19 protein-coding genes and 1 pseudogene are annotated in these 21405 nt (G+C 65.2%); 12 read left to right on the top strand and 8 right to left on the bottom strand.

The annotated features are described in order from the left end of the window. Nucleotides 1-113: 113 nt before the first annotated feature. Entirely contained in the window at nt 114-2615 is a 2502-nt protein-coding gene (gene gyrB / locus YWC_RS0120485) for a DNA topoisomerase (ATP-hydrolyzing) subunit B (RefSeq protein ID WP_027867072.1), read from the top strand. A 78-nt stretch (nt 2616-2693) separates the two neighbouring features. On the opposite strand, the gene YWC_RS0120490 is transcribed toward gyrB, so the two are convergent. Then, nucleotides 2694-2981: a hypothetical protein gene (locus YWC_RS0120490; RefSeq protein WP_156923818.1), complete on the bottom strand. Its 288-nt coding sequence runs from the start codon at nt 2979-2981 to the stop codon at nt 2694-2696. Nucleotides 2982-2995: 14 nt separating this feature from the next. After that, nucleotides 2996-4297, bottom strand: coding sequence for an MFS transporter (locus YWC_RS0120495; protein WP_027867074.1), 1302 nt, complete (start codon nt 4295-4297; stop codon nt 2996-2998). A 247-nt stretch (nt 4298-4544) separates the two neighbouring features. Here YWC_RS0120495 and YWC_RS32215 point away from each other — a divergent pair, with 247 nt between their 5' ends. After that, a complete protein-coding gene (locus tag YWC_RS32215; protein WP_084416506.1) occupies nt 4545-5279 on the top strand; it encodes an HNH endonuclease in 735 nt (244 codons plus the stop codon). On the opposite strand, the gene YWC_RS0120500 is transcribed toward YWC_RS32215, so the two are convergent. After that, nucleotides 5236-5802 carry a flavin reductase family protein gene (locus tag YWC_RS0120500; protein WP_027867075.1) on the bottom strand — a complete coding sequence of 189 codons (567 nt, stop codon included), beginning with the start codon at nt 5800-5802 and terminating at the stop codon, nt 5236-5238. The two genes, YWC_RS32215 and YWC_RS0120500, sit on opposite strands and share 44 nt — an antisense overlap. Nucleotides 5803-5943: 141 nt before the next feature. Between YWC_RS0120500 and YWC_RS31730 the strand changes: the two genes are divergently transcribed. After that, nucleotides 5944-6444, top strand: a complete 501-nt coding sequence (locus YWC_RS31730) for an NMCC_0638 family (lipo)protein (protein ID WP_027867076.1) — start codon at nt 5944-5946, stop codon at nt 6442-6444. 23 nt (nt 6445-6467) lie between these two features. On the opposite strand, the gene YWC_RS0120510 is transcribed toward YWC_RS31730, so the two are convergent. From YWC_RS0120510 to infA, 4 genes and pseudogenes are all read right to left on the bottom strand, one after another. Beyond that, nucleotides 6468-7562, bottom strand: coding sequence for an NHL repeat-containing protein (locus tag YWC_RS0120510; protein ID WP_027867077.1), 1095 nt, complete (start codon nt 7560-7562; stop codon nt 6468-6470). An 83-nt stretch (nt 7563-7645) separates the two neighbouring features. Next, nucleotides 7646-9295, bottom strand: a complete 1650-nt coding sequence (locus tag YWC_RS0120515) for an ATP-binding domain-containing protein (RefSeq protein ID WP_027867078.1) — start codon at nt 9293-9295, stop codon at nt 7646-7648. A 181-nt stretch (nt 9296-9476) separates the two neighbouring features. Then, nucleotides 9477-9692, bottom strand: a pseudogene (locus tag YWC_RS0120520) (acyl-CoA desaturase); the annotation flags it as partial. Between the two features lie 91 nt (nt 9693-9783). Next, entirely contained in the window at nt 9784-10047 is a 264-nt protein-coding gene (gene infA / locus YWC_RS0120525) for a translation initiation factor IF-1 (protein ID WP_027867080.1), read from the bottom strand. Between the two features lie 339 nt (nt 10048-10386). On the opposite strand from infA, the gene blaOXA reads away from it, so the two are divergent. The 9 genes from blaOXA (at nt 10387) to YWC_RS0120575 (ending at nt 20096) form a co-directional block, all read left to right on the top strand. Continuing rightward, the gene (blaOXA, locus tag YWC_RS0120530) at nt 10387-11169 is read left to right on the top strand and encodes a class D beta-lactamase (protein ID WP_027867081.1); all 783 of its coding nucleotides are present in this window, start codon (nt 10387-10389) and stop codon (nt 11167-11169) included. A gap of 399 nt (nt 11170-11568) precedes the next feature. Continuing rightward, a complete protein-coding gene (gene leuA, locus YWC_RS0120540; RefSeq protein WP_027867082.1) occupies nt 11569-13248 on the top strand; it encodes a 2-isopropylmalate synthase in 1680 nt (559 codons plus the stop codon). Nucleotides 13249-13385: 137 nt separating this feature from the next. Then, on the top strand, nt 13386-16409 hold the full coding sequence (locus YWC_RS32965; RefSeq protein ID WP_156923819.1) for a polymer-forming cytoskeletal protein: 3024 nt from the start codon (nt 13386-13388) through the stop codon (nt 16407-16409). Next, the gene (locus YWC_RS33395; RefSeq protein ID WP_169728141.1) at nt 16406-16873 is read left to right on the top strand and encodes a pilus assembly FimT family protein; all 468 of its coding nucleotides are present in this window, start codon (nt 16406-16408) and stop codon (nt 16871-16873) included. Before YWC_RS32965 ends, YWC_RS33395 begins: the two co-directional genes overlap by 4 nt. A 4-nt stretch (nt 16874-16877) precedes the next feature. Further along, nucleotides 16878-17351, top strand: a complete 474-nt coding sequence (locus YWC_RS0120555) for a type IV pilus modification PilV family protein (RefSeq protein WP_051306616.1) — start codon at nt 16878-16880, stop codon at nt 17349-17351. After that, nucleotides 17348-18199 carry a type II secretion system protein gene (locus tag YWC_RS0120560; protein WP_036215249.1) on the top strand — a complete coding sequence of 284 codons (852 nt, stop codon included), beginning with the start codon at nt 17348-17350 and terminating at the stop codon, nt 18197-18199. The genes YWC_RS0120555 and YWC_RS0120560 overlap by 4 nt, the downstream gene beginning before the upstream one ends. After that, nucleotides 18196-18657 carry a hypothetical protein gene (locus YWC_RS31740; protein WP_051306617.1) on the top strand — a complete coding sequence of 154 codons (462 nt, stop codon included), beginning with the start codon at nt 18196-18198 and terminating at the stop codon, nt 18655-18657. The genes YWC_RS0120560 and YWC_RS31740 overlap by 4 nt, the downstream gene beginning before the upstream one ends. 47 nt (nt 18658-18704) lie before the next feature. Then, nucleotides 18705-19445 (top strand): SDR family oxidoreductase, encoded by a 741-nt coding sequence (locus tag YWC_RS0120570; protein WP_027867086.1) that lies wholly within the window; start codon nt 18705-18707, stop codon nt 19443-19445. A gap of 12 nt (nt 19446-19457) precedes the next feature. Next, nucleotides 19458-20096, top strand: coding sequence for an HAD hydrolase-like protein (locus YWC_RS0120575; protein ID WP_027867087.1), 639 nt, complete (start codon nt 19458-19460; stop codon nt 20094-20096). Here YWC_RS0120575 and YWC_RS0120580 read toward each other — a convergent pair. Then, nucleotides 20086-21354 carry an RtcB family protein gene (locus tag YWC_RS0120580; protein ID WP_051306618.1) on the bottom strand — a complete coding sequence of 423 codons (1269 nt, stop codon included), beginning with the start codon at nt 21352-21354 and terminating at the stop codon, nt 20086-20088. The two genes, YWC_RS0120575 and YWC_RS0120580, sit on opposite strands and share 11 nt — an antisense overlap. Nucleotides 21355-21405 lie beyond the last annotated feature (51 nt).

Below are 21405 nucleotides of genomic sequence, written 5' to 3' on the forward strand. Positions count from 1 at the left end.
AGTTTGCGTGAACACTGGCGAACTTGGATCCCGGCCTGCGCCGGGATGACGATTCAAGCTGCAGCTCTTAAAAGAATGCAGCCTTGAATCACCCGTTTTATAGAAAGCAGTCCATGTCCGAGAATACCCAACCAGAAATGACTCCCGCCGCCAAGGCGGACGAATACGGCGCGTCCTCGATCCAGATCCTGGAAGGCCTGGAAGCGGTGCGCAAGCGCCCGGGCATGTACATTGGCGACACCTCGGACGGCACCGGCCTGCACCACCTGGTGTTCGAGGTGCTCGACAACTCGATCGACGAAGCCCTGGCCGGCTACTGCACCGAGATCCACGTCACAATCCACTCCGACAACTCGATCTCGATCACCGACAACGGCCGCGGCATCCCGACCGGCGTCAAGATGGACGACAAGCACGAGCCGAAGCGCTCGGCGACCGAGATCGCCCTGACCGAACTGCACGCCGGCGGCAAGTTCAACCAGAACTCGTACAAGGTCTCCGGCGGCCTGCACGGCGTCGGCGTCTCGTGCGTGAACGCGCTGTCGAAGCTGCTGCGCGTGACCGTGCGCCAGAAAGGCAAGATCCACCAGCTGGAATTCTCGCGCGGCGTCCCGATCGACCGCCTCATCGAAGTCGTCGACGGCGTCGAAGTCTCGCCGATGAAGGTCCTGGGCGACACCGACAAGCGCGGCACCGAAGTGCACTTCTGGGCCGACGAGGAAATCTTCACCACCGTCGAGTTCCATTACGAGATCCTGAGCAAGCGCATCCGCGAGCTCTCGTTCCTGAACAACGGCGTCAACATCAAGCTCTCCGACCAGCGCAGCGGCAAGGAAGAAGTGTTCGCTTTTGAAGGCGGCACCCGCGGCTTCGTGGAGTACATCAACAAGGCCAAGACCGTCCTGCACCCGACCGTGTTCCAGGCCACCGGCGAGCGCCTGTCCGACCAGGGCACCAACATCTCGGTGGACGTGTCGATGCAGTGGAACGACGCTTACAACGAGCAGGTGCTGTGCTTCACCAACAACATCCCGCAACGCGACGGCGGCACCCACCTGACCGGCCTGCGCGCGGCGATGACCCGCGTGATCAACAAGTACATCGACGAGAACGAATTCGCCAAGAAGGCGAAGGTGGAGATCTCGGGCGACGACATGCGCGAAGGCCTGACCTGCGTGCTGTCGGTGAAGGTGCCGGAGCCGAAGTTCTCGTCGCAGACCAAGGACAAGCTGGTGTCGTCGGAAGTGCGCGGCCCGGTGGAAGAGATCGTGGCCAAGACGCTGACCGACTTCCTGATGGAGAAGCCGAATGACGCCAAGATCATTTGCGGCAAGATCGTGGAAGCGGCGCGCGCGCGCGAAGCGGCGCGCAAGGCGCGCGACCTGACCCGCCGCAAGGGCGTGATGGACGGGCTGGGCTTATCGTCCAAACTGGCCGACTGCCAGGAACGCGACCCGGCGCTGGCCGAGCTGTACATCGTCGAGGGTGACTCGGCAGGCGGCTCCGCCAAGCAGGGCCGCGACCGCAAGTTCCAGGCCATCCTGCCGCTGCGCGGCAAGGTGCTGAACGTGGAAAAGGCGCGCTTCGAAAAGATGCTGTCGTCGGAGCAGATCACCACCCTGATCGCGACCCTGGGCACCTCGATCGGCCCGGACGAATTCAACGTCGACAAGCTGCGCTACCACCGCATCATCATCATGACCGACGCGGACGTCGACGGCGCCCACATCCGCACCCTGCTGCTGACGCTGTTCTATCGCCAGATGCCGCAGCTGGTGGAGCGCGGCCACATCTACATCGCCCAGCCGCCGCTGTACAAGGTAAAGGCCGGCCGCGACGAGCGCTACCTGAAGGACGACGTCGAGGAAGCGAGCTACATGATGACGTTCGCGCTGAATGCCGCTTCGCTGATCCCGCGCGAAGGCGCCGAGCCGATCAGCGGTGAAGCCCTGGGCGAACTGGTGCGCCAGTACAACCTGTCGAACGCCATCATGATGCGCCTGACCCGTGTGATCGACCGCGCCGCGCTGACCGCGATCACGGCCGGCGTCACGCTGGACATGAGCACGCTGGAGAAGGCGGAAGCCTCGGCCAAGGCGATGGAAGCGGCGATCAAGGATCCGGCCGTGAAGGTGATCGTGCGTTCGGACGAGCTGTCCGAGAAGCACGCGCTGCGCATCGAGCGCATGCGCCACGGTAACGTGAACGTCACCTCGATCGACGCCGACTTCGTGCAGAGCAACGACTACGCCGTGCTGGCCAACGCCGCCGCCACCTTCCAGGGCCTGATCGGCGAAGGCGCCATCATCCGCCGCGGCGAAGGCGAGAAGATGAAGGAGTTCGCGGTGCGCGGCTTCCACGAAGCGATGATCTGGCTGCGCGAGGAAGCGGAACGCGGTGTTTCGAAACAGCGTTACAAGGGTCTGGGCGAGATGAATCCGGAGCAGCTGTGGGAAACGACGATGGATCCGACCGTGCGCCGCCTGCTGAAGGTGCAGATCGAGGATGCGATTGCGGCGGACCAGATCTTTACCACGCTGATGGGGGATGAAGTCGAGCCGCGTCGTAACTTCATCGAGTCGAATGCGCTGCAGGCGGGAAATATCGACGTCTAAGCGTTCTGTGCTCCAAGCTAAAACGGCCTCGTACTTGTACGAGGCCGTTTTTATTCCGGCGTCTATTGGTGACGGTGACTACTCGATTTGTTCCTCGAACTCGTTCAGGCGCTTCAGGACCGCCTGGTTCTTGGCGTACTTGCGCTTCAACTGCTGGAGCTTCCTGTCAGTGCCCGTGCAGAGCTTGCGGATTTCGCGCTCGACTTCCTTCATGCGCTGCTCGTCTGGCGGGTCGGGGATCTCGCCGCGGAAGTGGTCGCAGCCTTCACGCTGTTCCACATACTTGGCGACATCGGCAGGAAGCCGGACTTCTGCTGCGATTGGTGAACCGAGACCCAAACAAAGTATGGCAAGTTCGAGCTTCATCGTTAGACGCATCTCTACGCTCCCGGGTTTGACTCTTGCTCTGGAATTGGTCGCACAACCAGGAACTGGTACAACATGGCGCTGACGAAGGCAATGCCGGCGCCGGCCAGCAAGGCTGGCACGAAGGACCAGGCCTGCGCCATGTAACCGGTAAAGATCGGCGCCAATGCACTCCCGATGAACCCGCCAAAATTCTGGATCGCGCCGAGCGAGGCGATACGGCTGCGCGGCGCCACGACCGTGACCAGCGACCAGGAACAGGCCGATGCAGCATTGGCCAGGAAGATGACCACCGAGATGCAGGCAATGGCCAGGGTATTGCTCTCGACCAGAGCGGCCGGGATCGTGAACGCTACCATGCCCAACATGGCGATCACCACCGCCGTACGACGCCCCGCCAGGACCGATGATGCGCGCCGTGTGATCTGGTCAGACGCCCAGCCGGCCGTCAAGGCGCCGGCGAAGCCGCAAAGGAAGGGAATCGTTGCCGCCACACCGACATAGGCGACGTCCATGTTGCGCTCTGCACGCAGGTAGCCCGGCAGCCAGGTCAGGTAGACCCAGTTGAGATAGACCGATCCGAAGAAGCCGAGCAGCATGCCCCAGGTCGCGCGGTGCCGGAACAGGGCGAGCCAGGAGGCGAAGCCTGCTTTCGGCGCCTCTTCCACCGTTTGGCCTTCATCGAGATACGCTAGCTCCTCCGCGGACATCTGCTCGCGCACCGGGTCGCGATACAGCATCACCCAGACAACTGCCGCCACGATGCCGAGCGCGCCGGTGACAAAGAATGCCCAGTGCCAGCTGGTGGCGGCAATCAGGGGCGACAGGCACAGCGGTGCGAGCGCAAAACCCAACGGGGACGCCGAGTTGTAGATGCCTGTCGGCGTCCCACGTGCCTTGATCGGAAACCAATTGCTCACAACCCGCGCAGCCGCCGGGAATTGTGGCGCCTCGCCGATACCGAGCACGACGCGGGCAAGCACGAACCAGCCGAAGGTCGAGACAAGGCCGCCTGCGGCTTGTGCCAGTGACCACAGTACCAAGCCTGCGCCGAGCAACCAACGCGGCCCGATCTTGTCGATCAGGGCGCCGACCGGCAGCTGGCACAGTGCGTAGCTCCAGGAGAAGGCCGACAGCAGTAAACCCATCTGGCCAAGCGAGAGACCGAGGTCGGCGCGGATGAACTCGTTGGCGACGGCAAGCGTTGCGCGGTCGAGGTAGTTAATGACGCCAGTAACGACCAGCAGGACCAGTGCGATGGTCTGGCGGCGACGGATGCGTGGAGGCGTAACTCCATAGGAAGGGGATGCGTTCATCCCGTGATGCTACCAACGAATATTGATCAAACGAAAGGAATTTTCATTCGGCAAAATTTTGACCCAGGTTTGCCAACGCAATGACGCCAGAACGCAACTGTAATATTGTTGATGAGATATTGAACAAGATTTAGACTATGGGGATCAATGATCCGACCAGTTTCAAGTCCACGTGCCATCCCAATCAAAAGACACGACTCCATGGAGCGATGCTGAGCTAGGAGCTGCCATCAAGGCATACCTGGGCATGCTTCACAAGGAGCTCAGTGGGATTGCCTACAACAAGGCTGCGGTGAATCGTGATCTGCGTGCCGGTGCATTAGCTGCCCGCACTGAAGGCTCCGTCGAGTTCCGAATGCAGAACATCTCTGCCGCGTTATACGAGCTGAAAATGCCCTATATCGCCGGCTATAAGCCAGCTCGTAACATCGGCTCGGATGTCAAAGAAAAGATGAGCGCCTTGCTGAGTGCCTACGGCGTCGAATCGCTGGAGCCATACGTGCCGACGGCCGATGGCAATTCGCTTGAGGCGCGTGTTTCCGAATTACGACAGCGACACTTGGGTGCCATTCCACGTGGATCGATAGCTCCTGGCGTGAGTACATCGACCGTCACGACATTCGTGCGCGATCCCGCAGTCAAGGCATGGGTTCTACAAGCCGCTAACGGCAGCTGCGAAGCTTGCGGCAGCCCAGCTCCGTTTATCGGAACCGATGGCTTGCCATATCTCGAAGTCCATCACGTCATGCCATTGTCGAGTCACGGTTCGGATAGGACGACAAACGCTGCTGCCCTTTGTCCAAACTGCCACCGCCGCTGTCATCATTCGATAGACCGGGACGAATTCAAGATCATGCTATACGAACGGATTCCACGCTTGATTCTCGAGGTTCCCGAGCCTCATGGCCATGCCGCCGCAGAGCCAATGCATTCGGAAGTCAATTCGGCTCTTTTGCAAGTAGTGCCATCGACCTCCGGCTGACCACCTTCCCCGCCACCATGAACACGCCCTCGCCGGTGTAGTGCACGGTCTCGGGATGCCTGGGCGTACGCGCCGCCCGCGCCGCGATCACTTCCCAGATGAAGAAGTTGTACTTGTCCACCAGGCTGTCGTCATGCAGCCGGCAGGCGAAGTGGGCGTAGCATTCGCGGATGGCCGGCGCTGCGACGCCCTCCACCGCCTCTGGCGTCAAGCCGAAGCGCTCCAACTTGTCGACCTCAAGGCCAGACGTGGTGCCAACGCCCACTACCGCATCCAGCAGCGCCGTGGTCGGCAGATTGATCACACACTCTCGGCTTTGCCGCACCAGCTCGAAGCTGTGGTTGCTCGATGCGATCACGCAGCCCACCAGCGAGGGCGAGAACTCCATCGCGGTGTGCCACCCCATGGTCATGATGTTGCGCCGCCCTTCCCAGCTCGAGCTGACGAGCACGATCGGCCCCGGTTCTAGGTAGCGGCGGATCTTCTCCAGCGGGACATCCTGCTTGGTGGCGGTTCGTGCCATGCCTTCCTCCCTCGCGTACGTTTGCCTGAGGCAACCCGGGATTTCAGGGCTGAGTTGCTATAGTAAGACGTATCAGATATCAGCCGGAGCACGACCAAAATGCGACTTCTTCGCCAAGCCGCCATCATCCTCGGAGGGACTTTGGTTTCCACAATCGCCATCGCCGCGCCTGAACAGCAGGCCGCGGCCTTCATGAATATCTATTCGATGCACTGCCTGAAGTACCTGCACGACTTCGACGGCCTGCGCAAGCAGCTCTCGAGCTTCCCCCAGCTCCCCGCCGAGGCCGCGGCCGTGTTCCTGCAGGGCGCCAAGGGCAATGCCTGGTCGGTGCCGAGCCAGCACGGCCAGTTCATCATGGTCGTCCATTCGGACAAGAACCTGTGCGCGCTGTACGCCAAGACAGTGCCGGCCGCGACGGTCCAGGCGATGTTCGAAAAGACGGTGGGCAAGGCCCCCGAGCCTTTCCGCAGCGAGCGCAAGCGCAATACCTCGGAAAAGGGGCCGGACGGCGTCAAGAGCACCGTCGCCTATGAATGGAGCACGGACAAGTCGCCGCGCAAGCCGCTGTTCGCGCTTACCACCACCACCAGCAAGAACAGCGTGGCGCAGGGCGTCGCTACCGCGGCGATCGGCCACTAAAGCCACCGCCGCGGCGCTGCTGCTTACGGCAGCCTGATCTTGATCACTGCGTGGCCCGAGGTCAGGTACAGGTTGCCCTTGCCGTCGTTGGTGATGCCCCGGATCGGCGCCAGGCTGCCCGGCAGGTTCCCCGGCTGCAGCGTGTCCTTGCGTGTGGTGCCGGCGAGCGTCGTCACGACGCCCTCCGGCGTGATCTTGCGCACCAGGTTGTTCACCGCGTCGGATGCGTAGACATTGCCCTGCGGGTCGACCGTCAGCGCCACCACTTCCTCGAAGGTTGCCGCCGTGCCGCTGCCGTTGACCGCGCCGCGACCGTTCGGTGCGCCCGCCAGCGGGGTCAACACGTTGGCGTTGACGGTCAAGGGATTGAAGCTGCGGCTGATCCGGCGCTGCAGGTCGAACACGTAGACATTGTTGTTGCTGTCGACCGCCACGCCGCGCGCTTCGGCGGTGCGGGTGCCGATCAGGTCCTGGGCCACCTCGACACCTTCCAGCATGCCCGTCGCCCCGGCCACGATGCGGCGCGTGCTAACGCCGTTCGTCACCAGGATGTGGTCGCGCGCGTCGGCCGCGATCCCTTTCGGGACCAGCACCGGTAAGCTGCCTGCGGTGACGTTGCTGCCGACCGGGATAGTTGCCACCGTAGCCACCTGGCCCGCGCTGCTCACACTGCGGATGCGCATCTCGTCCGTGACGAATAGGGTGCCGCTGCTGTTGATCGCCAGCGCCAGCGGCTGGACGAAGCGCGCGCGGTCGCCGGGGCCGTCGACGTACTGGCTGGTACCCGGCGCGCCGGCCAAGGTGCTGACGGCGCCCGCCGGCGTGATCTTGCGGATGGCGTCGTTGCCGGTGTCGGCCACGTACAGGTTGCCGGCGGCGTCGATGGCGATGCCGGTGGGGCCGTTGAAGCGCGCGGCCTCGCCGGTGGCGTTGGTGCTGCCGGATTCCGTGGCGCTGCCGGCAACGATGCTGATGGCGGCCTGCGCGGGCGGCTGATCGTCGTCATCGTCGTCCTTGGGCGGATGGTCGCCGCAGGCGGCCAGCAGGAGCACCAGTGCCGACGCTCCCAGTACCTTCACGCGCATGCGCGCAGTCTTTGCCACCGCCGGTCGCTTCATCGTCTTCTCCAGGATTCGATGGGCAAAATGCTAGCACGGGACGGTTGCTGCGACGGGACGAATGTTCATGTCGTCCGCATGAATCAAGCGTCCTGCGTGCCCCCGCTCATGCGATCAAGGAACTGCACCGAAGCACGCTCGCTCATCACCAGCACCAGCTTCAGGCGCGCACGCGTCATGCCGACGAACAGTTTTCTCAGCGTGAGTTCGTCCATCTCCTCGAAGTCGATCTCGGTGAAGATCAGCGCCGGCGCCGACTGGCCCTTGAAGCGGTACACCGATTCCGCCAGCAGTCCGCCCTCGCGGAACACCGGGTTGCCGAACAGGTCGTAGGCGCCGGTGAAGGAGCGCAGCGTGTGCGCATCGCTCAGTTTATCGAGCTTGAGGATGGCCGATTTTTCCCTGCCGCGGAAGGAGCAGATCGCGATGTCCTGGCGCCCGAAGCCCGCGGCCAGGCACAGGGTCACGGCGCGCCGGGTCTGCGACAGCATGGCCTCCACGTCGCCCTCCGGGTAGGTGAGCTCCTCGATGTCGGCGCCCTTGAACGGGCTGCCCGCCTCCACCGGCTGGCTGACGGCGCCGATCGAGCCGAGCATCTGCACCACTTCGCGCGGACTGCGGTAGTTGGTGTTCGAGTGCAGCACCACCCAGCCGGGCAGCGGCACCATCTCCTTGCCGTACAGGTTCTGGTCCGGGTCTTCCAGCCAGATGGCGCGGCCGCCCTCCCTGAGCATGCGCAGCACGATGTCGCGCCAGGTACTGGAAAAATCCTGGCCCTCGTCGACGATGACGACGTCGTACTGCCAGGTCTCGGGCAGGTCCGCTTCCACCAGTGCGCCCTCGATCTCGGCCCAGACGGTGGGCGCGCCGTAGTCCGGCGTCTTGCCCTGGGCGCGCAGCCAGGCGTCGCACAGCTCATGGAAGTTGGCGACCCGCCCGCCCGCGGGCACCAGGCGCTCGATGTGGTCGGCCAGCGGGCGGTTGAAGCAGACGTAGAGCGGGCGCAGGCCGGCGTCGATGGCGGCGGTGTATTCGGCCAGCGCCAGCTGGGTCTTGCCGCTGCCGGCGGTGCCCACCACGCGCAGGCGGAACGGAGAGAATTCGAGCCGGCGCGCCCAGGTGGCCAGGCCGCCCGACAGGCGCGTGACCATGCTGGTGGCGCAGCCGATCATCGAGCTCGGGTCCGGGCGCAGGCTCAGGGTGTCGCCGAGGTAGCGGGTAACCCGGTCGAAGTCTTCGGTGCGCGCGGTGATCGGCAGGATTTCCTTGATCTTCGCGCCCAGGCGGCCCTTGGTGGTGGCGTCGATGATGTGGCTGGGGTCGATGCCGGCCTGCTGCGGGTCCTTCACGATGTAGTCGGGGCAGTACAGCAGGTAGTCGATCGACAGCTCGCCCTGGTAGCGCTTGGCGAAGCCTTCGATGGTGTGCAGGATCTGGTGGCGGATCTTGCGCGGCTTGCCCTGGTAGTTCTTGACCAGGCCATCCTTGCTCTCGTTCAGGAAGCCGGCGATCTGCTCGATCAGCAGCAGCCTGCCGTTCGGCGCGACGATGATGAAGTCGATGTCACCGTAGGCCGAGAAGCCGTGCTCGACGTTGGTCCAGTGGACGCCGTGGTAGATCTCGTAGGGCGTATCCGAGAGGCGCTTCTCGAGGAGCGTCAGGGTTTCGATTTCACGCGCGGCGGAACCGGTGACGGACATCTCGCGCCAGCCGGCAGGATGGATATGGGCCATGGGTCGTCGGGTGCCTGTTTTTTAGATAGAAACATTGTAAGGCCGATCATGTTTGTTGCCAGCACCGTTGAACCGGATGGCCGCAGAACCGTAGGGTGGTCGGCTTCGCCGACCACCCTACGAGTAGCCACGTAATTCAACCGCAAACGAGCACATCTGCGCGCAGCTGTCCGCCTCCGCGTTCGCGCGTGACCATGCCGGTGGTGAGCCACAGCCAGAAGCGAAAGAAATGGGCAATCAGGGGATGCAGGGACAGGGCGCGGTGCGCCTGGTGGCGGTGCAGGTAGACGGTGACGGCCACGATGGTGACGTGCGTGGCCAGCAGGGTATAGGCGACGATGGCAAGGGGCGATGCCCCGCTCAGTCCATCGGCCAGGAAAAGCAGGAATCCATCCATTGCGTGCTCCCGTGGTCAGCTACGGAAGCGAAGTATGCGCGCTTCCCGTCCCCGGGAAGCGCACGCCTGCGTTGCACAGGCTTGAGCGGGATCAGCGGCGGCGCGGCGCCGGACGCGGACCCGAAGGACCACGGTTTTCGATGTGGCGGAAAGTGATCCGTGCCTTGTTCAGGTCATACGGCGACATTTCCAGCGTGACACGGTCGCCCGCCAGGATGCGGATGTGGTTCTTCTTCATGCGGCCCGAGGTGTACGCGATCAGCTTGTGGCCGTTGTCGAGCTCAACGCGGAAACGCATTTCGGGCAGGATTTCGGACACCAGTCCGTTCATTTCGATCAGTTCTTCTTTTGCCATGCTAGCTCCTTATGCTGTTGACGACCCGCGCGGCGCACGGGTCGATGAAACGTCGGTCGCGCCGACCAGCAAAGTGCGGCGGCGTTGGTGCTGATGCTGGCCAGACCGGGGGCCAGGGTGGAGAGAGGGAAGCGCGCAGCCTGCAAATGGAAACGCAGGAGCGGAGGCTTGGGCGGCGGCGTAGCGCGATGTTGCAGATACGGAGCCGGGGGAAGTCGGAAGCGCTGCTTCGACGACAGACGACCAGTATACCAGCGATGGCGCTGCGCTGCAGAAAAGTGCCCTGTTCAAATATTGCCCGGTTGCTATACTGCCCACTTTGATGGAGGCGTAACAAACATGAAATACCTGATGGGGCTGGCCCTGCTGGCCGGTTTTGCGCTGCCGGGCGCTGGCCAGGCGGCAATCAGCTGCACGCTTCTGGTCGATGCCGAAACCGGCAAGGCCCTGGTGCGCGAAGGCCAGTGCGAGCAGCGCGTCACGCCTGCCTCGACCTTCAAGGTGGCGATCAGCCTGATGGGCTACGACAGCGGCATCCTGGTCGATACGGCCACGCCGCAGCTGCCCTTCCGCGAAGGCTACGTCGACTGGCTGCCGGAATGGCGCACCGCGACCAACCCGGCCGGGTGGATGAAGCACTCGGTGGTCTGGTATTCGCAGCAGGTGACGACCCGGCTCGGCGCGGAGCGCTTCCAGTCCTACCTCGACCGCTTCGACTACGGCAACCGCGACGCCTCTGGCAACCCGGGCAAGAACGACGGGCTGACCCAGGCCTGGCTGGGCAGCTCGCTGAAGATCTCGGCCGACGAGCAGGCGGTGTTCCTGCGCAAGCTGGTCAACCGCACGCTGCCGGTCTCGGGCAAGGCGATCGACATGACAGCCTCGCTCATGCGCCACCGCATATTGCGCAATGGCTGGGACCTGTACGCGAAGACCGGCACCGGGTCGGAGCCGGGATCGCTGCCGCACGGATGGCTGGTGGGCTGGACCAGCGACGGCAAGCGCACGATCGTGTTCGCGCGCCTGGTGCAGGATGCACAGCGTGGGCCCGATGGACGAGCAGGACTGCGGGTGCGCGACGCCTTCATCAAGGAGCTGCCGCGGCTGCTCGAGAAGTTGTAGTGTGCACCGCACAAATTTCTGCTTGACAGGTGATCCATTCCTCTTTTAGAGTGGATCGCATGTCCTTCCACCTGCATCTGTCGACTTCCCTACCTGCCGCCGGCGCGCTATCGCTGGCAGCCCTGCTACTACGCGCTTGAATCAAGCCGTAGGTCCCGGCGCCTCCGCCGGCCGAACAAGCAGTCAAGGAAAGTCGTACCGATGTCCAAGATTCCGTTTTACACCCCGTCGTTCTCCGCCACCGGCACCATGCTGGCAGTCGGCTCGCGCGCGCAGTTTCGTCTCCTGCTAAAGCTACTGACCGGTTGCCGGGCCTAGCGTTCGTGGCCCGTCCGGCAGCCTGCCGCCACACCACCGCCCCCACGGGCTCGTCGTGTCACCGCATCAGGAGCAAACGAAATGCTGAAGAACCCCGCCGCCAAATACCGTCCTTTCCCCGCCGTCCAGCTGGCCGACCGCCAGTGGCCCAGCCGCTCCATCACCCGCCCGCCGGTCTGGATGAGCACCGACCTGCGCGACGGTAACCAGGCCCTGATCGAGCCGATGAGCCCGGAGAAGAAGCTGCGCTTCTTCGAGATGCTCGTCAAAATCGGCATCAAGGAAATCGAAGTCGGCTTCCCTTCCGCATCGCAGACCGACTTCGACTTCGTGCGCATGCTGGTCGAGGAAAATCGCATCCCGGACGACGTCACCATCATCGTGCTGACCCAGGCGCGCGAGGAGCTGATCCGCCGCACGGTGGAATCCGCCGTCGGCGCAAAGCGCGCCATCGTCCACGTCTACAACTCGGTGGCGCCGGTGTTCCGCCGCGTGGTGTTCGGCATGGAACGCGACGAGATCGTGCAGATCGCGGTCAAGGGCACGCAGCTGATCAAGGAACTGGTGGCCCAGCATCCGCAGACCCAGTGGGGCCTCGAGTATTCGCCGGAATCCTTTTCCACCACCGAGCTCGATTTCTCGAAACAGATCGTGGACGCCGTCAGCAACGTGTGGCAGCCGACGATCGAGAACAGGATGATCGTCAACCTGCCCTCCACCGTGGAAGCGAGCACGCCCAACGTCTACGCCGACCAGATCGAGTGGATGTGCCGCCACCTGGAGCGCCGCGAAGCCCTGGTCATCAGCGTGCACCCGCATAACGACCGCGGCACCGCCGTGGCGGCGGCCGAGCTGGCCGTGATGGCCGGCGCCGACCGCGTCGAGGGCTGCCTGTTCGGCAACGGCGAGCGCACCGGCAACGTCGACCTGGTGACGCTGGCGATGAACCTCTACACCCAGGGCATCGACCCCGGCCTGGATTTCTCCGACATCGACGCGGTGCGCCAGCTGGTGGAGGAATGCAACCAGCTGCCGGTGCACCCGCGCCACCCGTATGCGGGCGACCTGGTCTTCACCGCCTTCTCCGGCTCGCACCAGGACGCCATCAAGAAGGGCTTCGCCGTGCAGAAGGCCGATGCGATCTGGGAAGTGCCCTACCTGCCGATCGACCCGGCCGACCTGGGACGCAGCTACGACGCCGTCATCCGCGTCAACAGCCAGTCCGGCAAGGGCGGCATGGCCTACCTGCTGCAGCAGGAATACGGCCTGGAGCTGCCGCGCCGCCTGCAGATCGAGTTCTCGCGCGCGGTGCAGCGCGTGGCCGATTCGACCGGCCGCGAAATCGCCGCCGCCGACATCCACGCGCTGTTCGCAAGCGAATACCTGGAACACGACAGCCCCTGGCAGTACGTGGCGCACCGCATGACGGAGGACAGCGCGCACGGCGTCGAGATCGCGCTGGACCTGACGCGCCACCATGCGCCGCAAGCCATGCAGGGCAAGGGCAACGGCCCGATCGACGCTTTCGTGAATGCGCTGGGCCTGGACATCCGCGTGATGGACTACCACGAGCATGCGATCGGCCACGGCGCCGATGCGCGCGCCGCCTGCTACGTCGAACTGCGCGTGGGCAGCGGCCAGACCCTGTTCGGCGTGGGCATCGACAGCAATATCGTGACGGCCTCGTTCCGCGCGGTGCTGTCGGCGGTGAACCGCCACCTGGCGATCGCGGGCACGGACGAGACGGCGATCGCCGCCTGACGGCCTGCCGCGGAAGGGGGCTGCGCCCGCTGTTGCGTCCATGCATACACGAATGTTTCCTTAAGGGAAAAATACGTTGTTGCAAGCAGCCATTCTGGTGCACACTTGGGATTCCATGCTTCAGTGCAGGTCCAACCGTGTACATCCCATCCCTTTTCGCGATGCTGTTCCCCAGCCAAGCACCGCGGGGCTACCGAGCCTTGCGGCGCTGGCTGCCGGTGCTCGCGCTCGCGCTGGCGGGGCTGCTCGGCAGCGGCGCCACCCAGGCCGCCGTCTTCAACTTCGACGGCAATCCCGCCGGCGACTGCACCCTGACCGACAAGGAATACAACTGTCCCGCGAGTTTCGCCATCAAAGGCAATGACGAAATCAATATCGCCAGTGGCTATACGCTCAAGCTCAACAACAGTTTCACCTTCGGCTGGAACCAGCGCCTGGTCATGCGCGCCGGTTCGCGGCTGGTCTGCACCGGCAGTTTCAGCCTTGCGGACCTGAATCCCGCCAGGCTCGATGTGACCGGCGGCAGCTTCGTCGTCGGCGGCACCTTCTACATGGGCAGCTCGGCGCAGTCGATGACGGCCGATGTCAGCGCCAACGCCATCCAGCTCGGCGGCGCGCAGGTGACGATCAAGGGCAAGCTGGCGGCGCAAGGGACGATCTCCATCAGTTCCGGATCGAAAATCACGGGCAACGTCAGCGGCGCATCGATTACCACCTCGTCGTCGACGACCATTACCGGCAACGTGAGCGCCGGCAGCAGGTTCACGCTCGCGTCGGGCAGTACGGTTTCCGGCAGCGTGACAGCTCCGGTATTCGACATGCTCTCAACAAACAGTACCGTGAACGGCAACATCACCGCCACCACCTCGTTCACGATGGGCTCCGGGAATACCGTGACCGGCAACGTCGCGACCGGCGTCTTCGACATGCAAGCCTCGGGCAGCAGGATCGAGGGGAACGTCGACGCCACCACCAGCATCAGCATGGGGTCCGGGAACACCGTCCAGGGCAGCGTCGATACCGGCAACCTGTTGCTGCAATCCTCGAATGCCCTCATCACAGGCAACGCCAGCGTCAACTGGGCCACGCTGGAGTGGGCCGGACGGGTCGCCGGCACCATCTTCTGCAAGAAGGGAACCGCCACCGGCAAGTGCGACTGCGTGACCAACAACAGCGGCTTCCCCGTCAATACCGCCAATGGCCCGCGTTGCGAAGGTCCTGCGGCGTCCAAAGGCCCGCAGCGCTTCCTGATCACCCACGACGGCGAAGGCGACACCTGCCTGCCCGAGAAAATCACCGTCACCGCCTGCGCCAACGCCACCTGTACCGCGCCGCACTTCGCCGGTACGGTCTCGGGCAGGCTGCTGGGAAAGGACTTCACGATCGTCGAGAACGCCGGCTCGGCCGTGGTCGAGCTCACCCGCATCGCCGCCGGCAGCGTCGAGCTGGCCGTGACCGGCGCGACGGGCACCCCCGAGAGCCAATGCTACCGCACCAGCGACAACACCGGCAGCTGCTTCATGCGCTTCACCGGCGGGACCAAGCTCAAGCTGAGCGTTCCTCCCCACGCGGCCGGCACGGGCGGCATCCTGGCCACGCTGCAGGCGGTCAGGGCGAACGACGAGAACAGCGCATGCATCGCGGCGTTCAAGAACGAGCAGCACAAGGTGACCTTGTCCTGCAGCTACGCAAAGCCGAAGACCGGCACGCTGGCGCCCGTGCTGGACGGCAGCCCGCTGGCCTGCACTCCGGGGACGAAGAGCACGCTCGACACCACCTTCAAGGACGATGGCAGCGCGCAGTTCTCGTACAGCTATGCCGACGCCGGCGAAATCAGGCTGAACGCCGTCGTCGACGGTGCGAAAGGCAAGGCCAGCGGCGAAGGCAGCGCCGTCACGGCGCCGGCGTCGTTCCTGATCCAGCCTGCCGCCGGGCCGATCCGGGCCGGGGCCGAGTTCGCGCTCACGCTCACCGCGCGCAACGTCGCCGGCGCGGCCACGCCGAACTTCGACACCCAGGCCCTGAACGACGCGCTGGCAACCAGCCATGCCGTCACCCTGGAGGTGGCGTGCCACGCGCAGGGCGGCAACAAGCGCAGCATCGCGGCGGCCGCGCCGATGTTCCGCTCGGGGGTCGCCAAGGTAGCCGCCAGCTGGCCCGACGTCGGCAACATCGACCTGCAGGCGCGCCTGTCCGACTTCCTCGGCACGGGCCTGGGCGCCTCGGGCAACACCAACACCGCCGGCGCCGGCGGCTGCAGCGGCACGGCCGGCCCCTTCATCCCGGCCTATTTCGAGGTGGCCCTGGCGACGCCGCGCTCCATCTATTACGCGGGCGAGCCCTTCCCGCTTCGGGTCAGCGCCATGAACAAGGCGGGGGCGGTCACGCTCAACTACAGCGCGCTTCGCAAGCTGAGCGAACCCGTGACGCTGGCAGCGAACGACAAGAACGGCGCCGCCTTCGCTTCGCCTCCCGGCGCCTTGTCCGCCGCGACGATCGGCGACGCCATGTTCGTCGACGGCGTTGCCCTGGTCGAGACGAGCTACGTGTTCAGCCAGTCTCCGCGCGCGCCCGCGCAGATCCGCCTACGCGCCCGCAACGGCAATGCCTCGCCGGGCGACGTCTCCTCGGCCGCGCCGGCCACGGCCGAGGACGCCGCAATGCCCATCATCCGCAGCGGCCGACTACGGATCGGCAACCGCTTCGGCAGTCACAAGGCGACGCTGTCGGTGCCGGTCACGGCCGAATACTGGACCGGCAAGAGCTGGCTGCTGCACAGCGACGACAGCGCCACCGTCATCCCGGCAGACGCGTTCGCCTTCAGGCCGGCCAGCGCCGGCGTCAGCCTGGAAAAAACGATCCCGTCCGATGGACTGAAGCTGGTCAAGGGCGCCGCCGCCTTCAACCTGCGCGTCAGTGCCGGCGGGCCGGGCCCGGTCGACATCGCCGCCAATCTGGGCAGCGACAAGCGCGACAATGCCTGCATCGGCAAGCTTGCCGGGACCCAGGTCGACTCGGCCGGCGCCAGGATGCCCTGGTTGCGCCCGGTCGTGAACGGCTGCGGCACAACCGAGACCAGGGATCCTTCCGGGCGCGCCACCTTCGGCGTGTACACGCCGGAAAACCGCCGCATCATCCACGTGCGCGAGGTGTTCAATTGACTCGATCGCGTGCCGAACGGGGTTTCACGATGGTCGAGCTGATCATGGTGATGGTGCTGATCGGCGTGCTGGCCGCGATCGGGGTGCCCAGGCTCGTGGGCGACAACAGCTTCGCCGCCGCCGCCTTCGGCGACGAGGTCGCGAGCGCGCTGCGCAGCGCGCAGAAGACGGCGGTGGCGCGGCGCCGGCTGGTGTGCGCGACCGTCGGCGGTGCGTCGGTCACCCTGCGGCTGGCCGACGCGCCTGCGGCGGCCGGGTGCAGCATCGCGCTCGACGCGGACGGCGCCACCACCACAGCCACGGGCGTGACGGCATCGGACCACACCCTGTTCTTCCAGCCGAACGGCCTGATAACAGGAAGCGCGGCCGGCCGCGACAGCGTGCGCGGCGCCGTCCTCATCCACCTCGATGGCAAGGAGCGCCGCCGCATCGTGTTCGAAGGGAGCACCGGCTATGTTCAATAGGCGCATGGCAGGGGTCACCCTGGTGGAACTGATCGTCGCCATCGTCATCATCGGCGCCGCGCTGGGCGGCCTGGTGGCGGCTTTCACGCGCGCCAACCTGGCCAGCGCCGATCCGGTGATCACCCAGCAGATGCTGGCCATCGGTGAAAGCATGTTGGAAGAGGTGCTGCTCAAGCCCTTCGACGTCACCGCTGACGAGGTCGCGGAACCGGCCCGCGCCCAGTTCAACGACGTGCGCGATTACGATCGCCTGGACGACGCCAACCCCGGCTATGCGAGCAGCGGCATCCGCGACATCGACGGCGAGCCGATCGACGGACTGGAAGCCTATGGCGTCAGCGTGCGGGTCGAATCGAATGGCGTGGTCCTGGAGGGCATTCCGGCCGGGGACGCACTGCGCGTCACGGTCACCGTCACCCATGGCGACCGGCAGCTGTCGCTGAGCGGCTGGCGCACCCGCCCGTGGAAGACGCCATGAAACGCCAGCATGGCTTTACCCTGGTCGAGCTGGTCATCGTGATGGTGCTGGTCGGCGTGCTGGGCGGCATCCTGGCGCTGCAGATCGCTCCCACCATGCAGGCTTATCTCGCGGTGGGCCGGCGCGCCGCGCTGACCGACCAGGCCGATACCGCCCTGCGCCGCATCGTGCAGGAAGTGCGGGCGGCGGTGCCGAATTCGCTCAGGCTCGGCAATGCGCGATGCCTCGAGCTGGTCCCGACCATCGACGGCGGGCGCTTCCGCGCCGGGCCCGACGTCGTGCCGGGGCGCAGCGGCGATGCCTACTTGGACCACGACATCGCCGCCACACAGTTCGACGTGATGACGCCCTTCACCACGCGCCCGGCCGTGGGCGACCTGGTCGTGATCGGCAACCAGAACCCGGAGGACGTTTACGGCGGTAGCAACGTCTCGTCCATCACCTCGGTCACCACCCATGACGCTCAGGGACCGGATGCCTGGAAGGGCACGTACCGCCTGGGCGTGACGCCGACGCGCATTCCCTTCGGCTACGAAGATGGACGCTTCGTCGTGGTGCCTGGCGGCGAGCAGGTGGTCAGCTACGTGTGCAAGGACGCCGGGCTGAAGGACGGGCGCGGCCAGGGCGTGCTGTATCGCGTCGCCCGCACGCTTGCGCAGGCGGAGAGCTGCACAGTACCGGAAGACGCGCCGGTGCTGGCCTCGAAGGTCGCCAGTTGTGCCTTCGTCTACTCGCCCAACCAGGGCGCGACCCAGCAGAGCGGCTTCGTCCAGCTGCAGCTGACCCTGGCCGACGGCGGCGAATCGGTCGCGCTGACGCTGGGCGCCCATGTGAGCAACGTGCCATGAAACGAACAGGCCAATCGGGCTTCGCCTACATCGCGGCGGTGGTGCTGCTGGTGGTCGTGGCCGGCATATGCGTGGCGCTGCTGCGGATGACCGGCACGCAGCAGGCCACGGTCGACAGCGCCCTGCTCGGCGCGCGCGCCAGCCTGGCCGCGCGCGGCGGCCTCGAGTGGGGCTTCTACCAGCTGAGCAAGGGAAACTGCGCAACAACGACACTGGCCGACTTCGCAGCCGATAGCGGCTTTCGGGTAACGGTACGCTGCACGAAACGCAGCTTCAACGAGGGCGAGGACGGCGCCGGCGCCGCGATCGCGAAGGAGGTGGTGCAGCTCGAGGCGATCTCCTGCAATAGCGGCGGCGACTGTCCCAGCGAGGATCCGGCCATCCTGACCCAGCCTGACTACGTGGAGCGCCGCCGCGTGGCTACAACCTGCATCATGGACAAGTCCGGGCTCTGTTGATCGATCCTGGTGCATCATGCAGGTATCCACTCACCACAGGAGACAGCATGAACAAGGACGCTCAACAAGTCGCGATCGTCACCGGCGCCTCGCGTGGCATCGGCGCCGCCCTGGCCCAGCGGCTGGCCGAGGACGGCTACCAGGTGGTCGTCAACTACGCCAGCAACGAGGCCGAGGCCAAGCGCGTGGTCGCCACCCTGCATGCCTGCGGCCACAAGGCGGTCGCGGTGAAGGCCGACGTGGCGAACCCGGAGGAAGTGCGTGCGCTGTTCGACGCTGCCGAACGCGAGCTGGGCAAGGTGGACGTGCTGGTCAACAATGCCGGCGTACTCAAGACCATACCGCTGGCCGATACCTCCGACGAGCTGTTCGCCCAGACCTTCGGCGTCAACGTGCAGGGCACCTTCAACACCCTGCGCGAAGCGGCGCGGCGCCTGAACGACGGCGGGCGCATCGTGAATTTCTCCACCACGGTGCTGGCGATGAAGCTGCCCGGCTACGCCATCTACAGCGCCAGCAAGGCCGCGGTGGAGGCGATGGGCGCGGTGTTCGCCAAGGAGCTGCGCGGACGCCGCATTCGCGTCAACACCGTGGCACCGGGGCCGGTTGCCACCGAGCTGTTCTTCTCAGGGAAGACCCAGGAGCAGATCGATCACTTTGCCAAGCTGCCGCCGCTCGAGCGGCTGGGCGAGCCGGGCGATATCGCGCGCATCGTGTCCTTCCTGGTGAGCGAGGAATCGGGCTGGGTCAACGGCCAGGTGCTGCGCGCCAACGGCGGAACCGCCTGAAGATTGCCCCCCATGTCCTACCGTCTCGCCATCTTCGACTTCGACGGCACGCTGGCCGATTCCTTCCCCTTCTTCATCAGCGTGTTCAACCAGATCGCCGACGAGCTCGGCTTTCGCCGCATCGCCGCGGAAGAAGCCCAGCAGCTGCGCCACCACGATACCCGCACGATCATGCGTCACGTCGGCATGCCGGCATGGAAGCTGCCGCTGGCCTCGCGCAGCTTCATCGGGCTGATGCGCGAGAACGCGGCGCGCATCCCGCTGTTCGACGGCATCGGCGAGGTGCTGCACACGCTGGACCGCGAAGGCGTGCGGCTGGCGATCGTGTCCTCGAACTCGGAGCAGAACGTGCGCCTGGTGCTTGGCCCGCGGCTGAGCGCCCTGTTCGGCCACTACGAATGCGGGATGTCGATGTTCGGCAAGGCCGGGCGCATCCGCAAGGTGGTGAAACGCGCGGCGGTGCCGGCGGCGCATGCGCTCTATGTGGGCGACCAGGCGCTGGACGCCGATGCCGCGCGCCGGGCCGGGGTGGCCTTCGGCGCGGTGAGCTGGGGCTATGCGCCGATCGAGGCGCTGCGGCGGGTGGCGCCCGACCGTGAGTTCGGCACGCCGGCCGAGCTGCTGCACATCGCCAAAAGCGTCAGCCTTTGACGCACACCACTTGCTTGAGGGTGTGTACAACCTCGACCAGGTCGCGCTGCGCATGCATGACGGCGTCGATGTCCTTGTAGGCCATCGGGATCTCGTCGATCACGCCTTCGTCCTTGCGCGATTCCACTCCTTGCGTGGCGCGCTCCATGTCGGCGCGCGTGAAGCGGCGCTTGGCCTCGGTGCGGCTCATGACACGCCCGGCGCCGTGGCTGCAGCTGTTGAAACTTTCCGGGTTGCCCTTGCCGCGCACAATGAAACTCTTGGCGCCCATCGAACCCGGGATGATGCCGAGCTCGCCTTCGCGCGCCGACACCGCGCCCTTGCGGGTGACGAACACGTCCTTGCCGAAGTGCTTCTCCTTCTGCACATAGTTGTGGTGGCAATTGACTGCCTCCACGTGCGTCTCGAAGCGTTTCGGAATCACCTCGCGCATCGCGCGGATCACGTTGTGCATCATCACTTCGCGGTTGATGCGCGCGAACTTCTGGGCCCAGCCGACCGCCTCTACGTAGTCGTCGTAGTGCTGCGTACCTTCCTTGAGGTAGGCCAGGTCCTGGTCGGGCAGGTTGACCATGTGGCGCCGCATGTCCTGGCGCGCCAGCTCGATGAAGTGGGTGCCGATGGCATTGCCGACCCCGCGCGAACCGGAGTGCAGCATTACCCACACCGAGCCTTCCTCGTCCAGGCAGACCTCGACGAAGTGATTCCCGCTGCCCAGTGTCCCCAGGTGCTTGTAGTTGTTGGTGCCGCGCAGCTTCGGGTACTTGCGGCAGATGGCGTCGAACTCGTCCTTGAGCTTGGCCCAGCCGGCATCGACCGGTGGCGGCGGGGTGTTCCAGGAACCGACATCGCGGCTGCCCTTGTTGTTGCGGACCTTGGGCAACATGCCGTGCGGCACCGCCTGCTCGATGGCGCTGCGCAGGCCGGACAGGTTATCGGGCAGGTCACCGGCGCGCAGGGTGGTCTTGGCCGCCATCATGCCGCAGCCGATGTCCACGCCGACCGCGGCGGGAATCACCGCGCCCAGGGTCGGGATCACGCTGCCGATGGTCGAGCCCTTGCCAACATGGACGTCCGGCATCACGGCGACGTGGTGGAAGACGAAAGGCAGTTGCGCCAGCTTTTCCAGCTGCTCCTTGGCTTCACGCTCGACGGGCACGCCCTGCGTCCACATCTTGACCGGCTTGCCGCCTTCGGGCGAGAGCAGCTCGATGCCGGATGGCGTGCTGGTCTCTTGCTTGGTGTCGTTCTGTTTCATGCGCCCTATCTTCGCGCAAATCCGAAAACGGCGTTGCGCGCCTCGAATCTG

The organism is Massilia alkalitolerans DSM 17462 (genome assembly GCF_000427785.1).
GTDB classification, from domain to species: domain Bacteria; phylum Pseudomonadota; class Gammaproteobacteria; order Burkholderiales; family Burkholderiaceae_D; genus Telluria; species Telluria alkalitolerans.